The sequence below is a fragment of the Kitasatospora sp. NPDC032757 genome, assembly GCF_055579305.1.
On sequence record NZ_JBVINN010000069.1, the window covers coordinates 19837 to 28090 of the forward strand.

The following is an 8254-nucleotide window of genomic DNA, read 5'->3' on the forward strand; positions in this document are numbered from 1 at the left end:
GCCGGGGTGAGGTTCCTCCGGACAGACCTGGTTGGCCGGGGTCCGGCAGGGACACGGTGGGGACCGGCACGGTCGGCCGGCCGGGTACCGGGGCCGGCCGGGCGACCTCGTCCGGTTTCTCGGGTGATTCCGCTCTCCGAACGGTCTGTTGGCGGCACCTCATGTCTGCTCCCGACCGTCGGGCGAGCGGGAGCCGAGGGCGAACTCGGCGATGGCCGGCTCGGCGAGCGTGTCCAGACCGGCCAGCGCGGAGAAGGAGGCGGCGTCACCCGCACCGAGGGCGCAGGGAGCCAGGCCCATGTCAGTGGCGACCAGATACATCCAGGCGGTCAGGATCCCGGCGTCCTTGAGAGCCAGCGCGTACGGGATCCCCTCGTACTTCCGCATCAACGGTCCGACCCGGGCGGTGATCACGAACAGGACCTGTGGCGGACCCGGCATGGTGGCCGTCGCACGGGCGAATGACAGCATCCGTTCGGTCTCGGGCCCGGGGCCGGCAAGCATCGCCAGACGGTGCTGCGCCGAGTCGTAGTGGTAGAGGCCGCGGGGCATGCCCACGCATCGCGAGACCAGGGGATAGATCTCCAGCTCGCCGAGGCCGCCCGCGCCCGGATAGGGCCGGACGCCCGTCACCCGGCCGTCACGGTCACGCGGTTCGAGGCGCTGCACCCGGTGGAGGAACTCGCCGAGCTGCTCCACGGTCACCGGCCGGCTGTCGTCGTGCCGTCGCACGCTGCGGCGCCGCGACATCACCGCTGACAAGGAGCCTGACGCCTGGGTGGCGCAAGGGGGTGTGGGCAGAGCGATCGAGGGGCGGCCGTCGATGGCGGCCGCCGGCACGAGGTCCTCCTCCATCAGACCGCGGAAGCGATCGGTTGCGCCGATCGGCGCCGCGTGGCGCTCCGGGCGGGAGCGGTCGTGCAGGCAGAGTTCCTCCGCCGACCAGAGGGCCATCGGTGCCGCACGAGTCTCGGCCTCGGCCTCCACCGGCGTCAGCAGGAGGCGGGCGGAGAGCAACTCGTCCAGCAGAAGTCCCGCTGCCGACTGGTCGATTCCGAGTTCCTCGGCCACTTCACCGAGGCCGATCTCCTCCTCGCAGGCGCGGGCCAGGACAGCGGTCAGCCGGAACTCCGGGCAACTGATCCCCACGGTGCTGAGCGGCGAGTACGCCACCATCCGGCCCTGCTCGGCACGCAGCACCGCGAACCTGGACAGCCGGTAGAGCGCCCCGGCGCTGTGGCGGCGCTGTGGCGGAACGCTCTGTGAGCCGATACGGCGGGGCACGACGTCCAGTACGGCACGGGATCCGATGGAGAGCCGGCGCTCCAGCCAGGAATGCAGCAGCAGTCGACGCACCAGCAACTGGGCCGGCAGGAGCCGCGAGTCGCCTTCCAATCCGGTGACGAGCTGGGCGATCTGCAGGTCGCTCAGCCAGTTCTCCACCATCCGGAGCAGCACGGCGCGGCGTCCTGCCTCCAGCCCGGGCAGGCGCAGCCGGTAGCGGGACTGTTCGAGGACAAGGCTGCCGCCGGGTTCCTCGGTCACCCGAGCATCGCCGCGGAGCCGGTAGCTCTCGGCCTTGACCGTGCCTGGCACGGAAGGAGTGCGGTTCACTGGCTTTCATGCTTCCGGTACTGGGACGGCCGTGCGGCACGTCGGCAGGGACTGTGGACGTCGAGAGCTCGCGGCTGCCGCACAGCAACTCTGCTGCCTCCGAAGCACCTTGACCGCAGTGCCGGCGGTGTGGCCGATGCGGGGAAGGAACGAGACCGTGCCCGGCGGCGGCTCACGGTCGCACGGAATCCTGCCGTCGACGGGGAGTTGCGGGCACGACCAGGGCCGTGTGCTCACCCGTTCTCGACCACCAGGTGCTCCTCGACCCAGGTATCGGAACCACCGTTCTCCGTGAGCAGTTCGGTGACGAGCTCACGGCCCCGGTCCTCCGCAGCGACCCGGAACGTGCTCACCAGCAGCTCCACCAACCCCTCGGTGAGTCGTGCGGTCTGAGCTCCACCGGCCGCACGGGTGGCCGGTCCCGGTGCTAACACGGGTGCGCCGGCGATGAGTTCCCCGCTCGACGTGGTGACGGGCTCCTCGGAGGCGCCGGCGATGAGTTCCGCGCTCGATGACGCGACCAGTTCCTCGGCGGCGCTGGCGATCCGGTCCAGCGACCGCGCCAGACACCGCAGCGCAGCCGCCGGCGGGACGCCCGTCCGGACGAGCTCCATCGTGGCCCGCTGCACCGCCGGCCGCGCAACCGTCATCGTGCCGTCGGCCTCCCATCCGAGCATGCCGTGCCGGTTCAGGGAGTAGAACACCGCGGGTTGGTCACGCACCGCGCGGTTGACTGCGGCGGCGAGCTGGGCTTCCTCGGCATCGCGGCCCCCGGCACCGAGGAACGCCGCGATGGACACCAGGTTGAAGCCCTGGCGCTGGAGGGACACGATGTGCTGCAGGCGACGGACGTGGGTCTCGTCGTAGTAACCGATCCGCCCCTTGCGCGCCGGCGGCCGGAGCAGTTTGCGGGACTGGTGAGCACGGATGTTGCGCGGTGACATCCCCACCAGTCTGGAGATCTCCTCGACCGTGTAGGACGCATCCGGCCGAGCGGTGTGGGATACGGCCTGCGGCGGAGGTGACTCCATCTGTCGCTCCTCGGTAGTGCGATGGGTGCGGTGGGGCTAGGGTGCTTGGTGTGCCGTCGGCACTCGGAGTGCACGACGCCCGGCTGCGAGGCCTGGTCGGAAACCTCGAAGATCACGCCTCGGTAATGTGTTTCACGGGACCGGTACGCCCCGGGGTTCACCAGGCCCGGACTGTCTCCCGCCGCGCCCTTGCCCGGCTCCCGGCCGAACACCGCCCCGTCCCGCAGGGTTGTCGCCCTGCGCTGTCACAGGTATCCCGAGCGCTCGGTGGTGTCCGGCAGCTCCAGGTGCTGAACGACGGGGTTGCGCTTGCCGCTCGAGGTGAACTGGAAGTCGTGGTGCGGGCGGTGGCGCAGGCGGAAGCCCTGCAGGGCACCGAAGTGCGCTTCGAGGCTGGTGTTGATGTCCCGCACGCGGGCTGCGGCGACCTCCGCCGGGCCGGCGGTCACAAGGTCGAGCGTGCCTGGTTCGTTCTGTACGACCTGGAAGTCCGGCAGGCCCGCGGCGGCCAGCGAGGCCAGCAGCGCATAGGGCGAGTATGCCGATCCGTCGAGACCGACCAGGCTGGTGCGGGCCCGGCCCAGCAGGCCGTCGGTCACGGTGCCGGGCAGGCCGCACCCGCAGTCGACCGGCCGGGGCGCGAGGTCGCCCGTCACGTAGCGGATGACCGGCATCGGGGTGGACAGCAGAGCGGTCACGACGATTTCGCCGGCCTCGTGATCACCGGCCGGACCGATCTCGGGCAGGACGAAATCGTCCTGGAAGTGCATCCGCCGCCGGCTGCATTCGAAGGCCGCGTAGCCGGTTTCCGACGTCGCGTACAGCATGGTGACCGGGCAACCGAACGCCTCCTCGATCAGACGGCGGCCGCTGTCGGGCATGTGCTCGTGGGAGGCCACGACACCGTGCGGACGCAGGACGATGCCGCGGTCCAGGCAGTATCGGGCCAGGGCGATGACGCGGCTGGAAGAACCGGCGATCTGGTCGATCGGGATGCGTCCGACCACGGCCTCGTAATCCGCGACGATGTCGGGCGCATGGGGGTCGTATCCACGCAGGTTGCACTTGAGGTACGGGCGGGGCAGCATCACCGGCTGGAAGAGTGGAGTACCGGGGAAGAGCAGTCCCAGGTTGAGGGCGGTGCCACGGTCCGGTAGGCCGAGGAAGGCGCTCAACCGCTCACGGATCACGTTGTTCGACAGTCCGCCGGCCTCGGCGGTCGACAGCAGGGTGACGGGCTGTCCCGTGCTGCCGCTGGTCTGAGCGAGGTAGAACGCACCGGGTGCCATCCGGCCCCTCGCATCGCGGCTGATGAAATCGACGAAGTGCTCGCGCAGGTCGTTCTTGCGGGTCAGGGGGAAGTCACTCAGGCTCAGCTGCTCGCGGTCGCGAAGGGCGCGGTAGTACGGGACTTGTTTCGAAGCGGTGGCCAGCAGATGGTCGAGGCGCTCGCGCCCCCGGCCGGGATCGTACGGAGCCAGGCCCTCGATCTCCTGGCGCTTCCCCCGGAACCACGCGGACGACTCCTTGCGCGTGATGCGCTCGCGCAGCCGATGGAAGTCGCGTGCCAGATCGCTCGGCAGGTTCAACACACAGCCCTCCTTTGTACGACCGGCCGGGCACCGGCGACATTGCGCCGGCATCTGCCCGGGGAATGGACGTCAGATGTACTCGAGACCACCGGAGATGGTCCCCGGGTCCGCGTCACCGACCTCGCTGCCGAAATCTCCGGCGCGGTCCGAGGTGGTCTTCCGGATTTCGCTCGTGATTCCTCTCGAGGAGGATGCCGGATGCATTCCGGCGGAAACCCCTCGGGATTTGCCGACGGGCCCTGCCCGGAATATGCCCCTCGCGGATGAGACGATTCGAACCTAGGGCTCCCGGCACAAGAGACACAAGGATCTTCCGATGCTTGCTCAGGAGCATGTACGGCCAGGTCCGGACCGTCTCACCGATTCGTGCCGCGGTCGTTGACGGACAGACCGCGCCACCGCCCCGGCACCTCGCTTCCCTGCCCTCCGGAGAACGGGGCCGACCGGGGCGGCTTCCGGCCATCGCAGGCCTCCTGCCGCGCATCGGCCTTTCCATCGGGCACACCGGGACGACACGATCGGGCAGGGTGTCATCAGGTGATGTCAACGCCGCCGCGCGCACGGCCTGATCTGCCGGCACCCGTGCCTCCTCGTGCAGTTCGCGGCTAGATTTGCGCCGGTCGGAATCCCGTCGGCCACTCGCAAGGAGGCATTGTTGAGAGCTGGACCTGCCGCCGTGAACATTCGTCCGACCTCACCGATTCCGCCGTCGAGTCCTGCTCCGGCCATCAGGGCCGAGCCGGTCGGCGAGTCGGTTCCCTTCGCGAATGAGGGGCCGACCAACGGCGGCGGAGTTGTCCTTCCCGGGCAGACCGATGACAGTTCCCGGTGGGTGACGAGATCGCAGATGCGGAAAGCCGTGGAACGCGGCGATCCCACCGCCGTGTGGTACTACAGCGGCACCTACAGGGGGAAGTCGGTCGAGGAGGCGGCGAAGGCCACTGCCGAGAAGTACGGCGGGCAGACGATGATGATGCTGATCGAAGATCTCAACCTGTGCACCCCGTACTACTCGGACTACTCCGGAAAGGCTGCGGCCTTCTGGCGAAACGCTTCGTTGGGATTTTCCGAAGGCGCGCGGGGTGAGGTGCGGATCATTTTCGGCGACGCCGTCAGGAAAGGGAACACCTGGCAGCGGGTGGAGTGCCCGACGCTCATGGCGAACCCGCGCGTCGACGCCGTCCTGTGGGCACAACCCGGCACTCTGTTCCGGAAGCTGCTGGGCAAGGGGCAGTCCGATCCTCGCTGCCAACTACCTGACGGAGTTGCTCTTCAGTAGCGACCGGCCGGAGCGCCGCGCTGCCCGGGGCCGTGACCTTCACAGCGGCGGCATCGGGTCTAGCGTTGAACCATGAGCACCGACCCGGTGAGGCTGTTCCTCTGCGGCGACGTGATGCTCGGCCGCGGGATCGACCAGATCCTGCCGCACCCCGGCGATCCGACGTTGCGGGAGCCGTACGCCCGGGATGCGCGGGCCTACGTCGCATGGGCAGAGGCGGTGTGCGGCCCGATTCCGCGTCCGGTCGAGTTCTCCTGGCCCTGGGGGGAGGCCCTGCGGCTGCTCGACGAGGCCGCGCCCGACGTTCGGGTGGTGAACCTGGAGACGAGCGTGACCCGTAGCAGCGACTTCGCGCCGGGGAAGGACGTGCACTACCGGATGGACCCGGCCAACGTGCCCTGCCTGGCCGCCGCCCGGCCCGACGTCTGCGTGCTGGCCAACAACCACGTGCTGGACTTCGGCCTCCGCGGGCTCGAGGAGACGCTCGACGCCTTGAGGAGCGCGCGGCTGCCGGCGGTCGGAGCAGGACGGGACGCGGTCGCCGCGCGGCGGCCGGCGATCATCCCGGTCGCCGGCCGCGGGCGGATTCTGGTCTTCTCCTTCGGGACGGCCTCCAGCGGCATTCCGTGGCGCTGGGCCGCCGCCGAGCACCGGGCCGGCGTCGGCTTCGTCTCCGAGGCGTCGGCCGTCGACGCGGCCGACATCGCCGACCGGGTAGGGCGGGCGAGGAGACCGGGCGATGTCGTCGTCGCCTCGGTCCACTGGGGGTCCAACTGGGGCTACGAGGTCTCCGGAGCCCAGATCCGCTTCGCACATGCGCTGATCGACGGCGGTGTCGACGTGGTCCACGGGCACTCCTCGCACCACCCCCGCCCCATCGAGGTCTACCGCGGAAGGCTCATCCTCTACGGCTGCGGCGACTTCATCGACGACTACGAGGGCATCGCCGGCCATGAGCGGTACCGGGACGACCTGCGTTTGCTGTACCTCGTCACGGTGGAGCCCGGCAGCGGCGAGCTGATCGGTGCCCGGATGGTGCCTCTGCAGGCTCAGCAGATGCGGCTGCGGCACGCCTCGCGCGAGGACGCGCAGTGGCTACGAGGGGTTCTGGACCGGGTCAGCCGCGGCCTCGGCGTACGAGTGGATCTCGACACGGACGGGATGCTCGCTCTGCTGCGAGCGTGAGGAAGCGGACGGGCCCGCTGCCGAACGGGCGACTCGTCGTCCGAGCCCTCTCGCCCGGGCCCCGGGCACTGCCCGAGGACCGGGTGGACGCCGGTGGGCGCGCGGCGAGGGGTGGCCGGCCCTGCTCGCGCCGCACCACCGGGGCGCGGAGCCGGCGGGGGCGGAGCGTCAACGGGCGGTCCAGACGGGGCAGGTGGGGTGGTGGCGGTGGGTACGGATGATGGTGCCGCCGAGGGAGCGGTGCTCGGTGGTGGAGACGTCGCAGCAGGTCGGCCGGCGGGCGGCGGACGGGGGGCGCGGGAGTGCGGCCGACCCTGGTGGCGGGGGTGGCGCGCTCGACGCGGTCGACACCGTCGGGGAGGGGACGGGGACGGAGGCGGTGGTCTTGGCCGGGGCCGGGGCCGGCCGCCGCTGCGGAGCGGCCGGGCGACGACGCTTGCGGCGGCGCGGAGTGGAGGTGGTCACGGGGCGAGATTGCCCCGGGCCGGTCCGGTGGAATCCGGGGCTCACTCGGACGGGGGACGGCCGTGCGGTGGAGCGCGGGCGGCCACGGCCGACGCGGGGCGGCCGGATCCGGGCCGGTGCCAGGACCCGGGTCCTGGTCCGGGTCAGGAAGGCCGGGAGAGCCCGGAGGCTCAGGGGGTCACGGCTGCACCTGGCGCGTCTCCCCCAGCGCGCTCTCGATGCCCTGCACCATCCGCCAGAGCGGCGCCCGGCGACTGGCCACCAGCACCACCACGTCGTCGGCGTCCTCCTCGCCGGCAGCCTCGCCGCCCGACGCCCCGCCCGACGCCCCGTCGGCGCGCCGGTCGCTCCAGGTGCCGGTGACGAAGGCCATCGCCGCGTCCACCTCGGCGGTCCAGTCGCTCTCGCCGCCGGAGCGCAGCCAGGTCCGCAGCGCGTGGTTGTGTGCGGAGACCACGGCGGCGGCGATGACGTCCGCACGCAGCGCGCCGTCCGGCCGGCCGGCGAAGCGGCCGCGCAGGTAGTGGGCGAGCGTGTGCTCGTAGCGCCAGACCACCGAGAGCTCGTACGCGCGCAGGCCTGGAACCTTGCGGGTGAGCCGGTAGCGCTGCACGGAGAAGGAGGGCTGCTCGGCGTACATCCGCAGGACGAGGCGGGCGGCGTCGCAGGCGTGCCGGACCGGGTCCTCCTCGCCGTTGCCGGACTCCAGGAACTCCGTCATCTCGGCGAGGCTGCGCTCGTGGTCGGGGAAGACCACGTCCTCCTTGGCCGGGAAGTAGCGGAAGAAGGAGCGCCGGCCGACACCGGCGAGCGAGACGATGTCGTCGACGGTGGTCTGTTCGAACCCCCGTTCCAGGAAGAGCTCGAAGGCGGCGGCGACCAGCGCCTCGCGCATCGCCGGCTTCGGCGGCCCGTCGTTCATGGGCTGGTCCTGTTCTTCCTTCTCGCTCATTCCCGGAACATAGCACCGGCTTCGAACAGCCGGACGTGCGTGCGCGGGGGCGCACCCCGGTACGCCGGTGCGCCGCCGCAGGGCCGGGTTACGGCAGGTTGCGGGCCATGACGATGCGCTGGATCTGGTTGGTGCC

At 70.9% G+C, this 8254-nt stretch carries 7 protein-coding genes; 2 read left to right on the forward strand and 5 right to left on the reverse strand.

What is annotated here, in order from left to right:
• Nucleotides 1-159: 159 nt before the first annotated feature.
• The 3 genes from ACZ5WK_RS38890 to ACZ5WK_RS38900 all read right to left on the reverse strand — a co-directional run bounded on the left by ACZ5WK_RS38890 (nucleotide 160) and on the right by ACZ5WK_RS38900 (nucleotide 4237).
• Nucleotides 160-1596, reverse strand: coding sequence for a SagB family peptide dehydrogenase (locus tag ACZ5WK_RS38890; protein WP_465555090.1), 1437 nt, complete (start codon nucleotides 1594-1596; stop codon nucleotides 160-162).
• 251 nt (nucleotides 1597-1847) lie between these two features.
• A complete protein-coding gene (locus ACZ5WK_RS38895; RefSeq protein ID WP_465555092.1) occupies nucleotides 1848-2645 on the reverse strand; it encodes a MerR family transcriptional regulator in 798 nt (265 codons plus the stop codon).
• 245 nt (nucleotides 2646-2890) lie between these two features.
• Nucleotides 2891-4237, reverse strand: a complete 1347-nt coding sequence (locus tag ACZ5WK_RS38900; protein ID WP_465555094.1) for a phenylacetate--CoA ligase family protein — start codon at nucleotides 4235-4237, stop codon at nucleotides 2891-2893.
• A 676-nt stretch (nucleotides 4238-4913) separates the two neighbouring features.
• Here ACZ5WK_RS38900 and ACZ5WK_RS38905 point away from each other — a divergent pair.
• Nucleotides 4914-5516, forward strand: a complete 603-nt coding sequence (locus ACZ5WK_RS38905; protein WP_465555096.1) for a hypothetical protein — start codon at nucleotides 4914-4916, stop codon at nucleotides 5514-5516.
• 72 nt (nucleotides 5517-5588) lie between these two features.
• The gene (locus ACZ5WK_RS38910) at nucleotides 5589-6701 is read left to right on the forward strand and encodes a CapA family protein (protein ID WP_465555098.1); all 1113 of its coding nucleotides are present in this window, start codon (nucleotides 5589-5591) and stop codon (nucleotides 6699-6701) included.
• Nucleotides 6702-6869: 168 nt separating this feature from the next.
• Here the strand turns inward: ACZ5WK_RS38910 and ACZ5WK_RS38915 are convergent, their stop codons facing one another.
• Both ACZ5WK_RS38915 and ACZ5WK_RS38920 read right to left on the reverse strand, forming a co-directional pair.
• Entirely contained in the window at nucleotides 6870-7166 is a 297-nt protein-coding gene (locus tag ACZ5WK_RS38915; protein WP_465555100.1) for a hypothetical protein, read from the reverse strand.
• Nucleotides 7167-7344: 178 nt separating this feature from the next.
• Complete coding sequence (locus tag ACZ5WK_RS38920; RefSeq protein ID WP_465555102.1) at nucleotides 7345-8118, reverse strand: TetR family transcriptional regulator; 774 nt, start codon at nucleotides 8116-8118, stop codon at nucleotides 7345-7347.
• Nucleotides 8119-8254: the final 136 nt, after the last annotated feature.

Excerpts from the sequence above, each read along its gene's own strand:
- ACZ5WK_RS38910 (WP_465555098.1), top strand. The coding sequence starts at position 5,589 with ATGAGCACCGACCCGGTGAGGCTGTTCCTCTGCGGCGACGTGATGCTC.
- ACZ5WK_RS38895 (WP_465555092.1), bottom strand. The coding sequence starts at position 2,645 with ATGGAGTCACCTCCGCCGCAGGCCGTATCCCACACCGCTCGGCCGGAT.
- ACZ5WK_RS38920 (WP_465555102.1), bottom strand. The coding sequence starts at position 8,118 with ATGAGCGAGAAGGAAGAACAGGACCAGCCCATGAACGACGGGCCGCCG.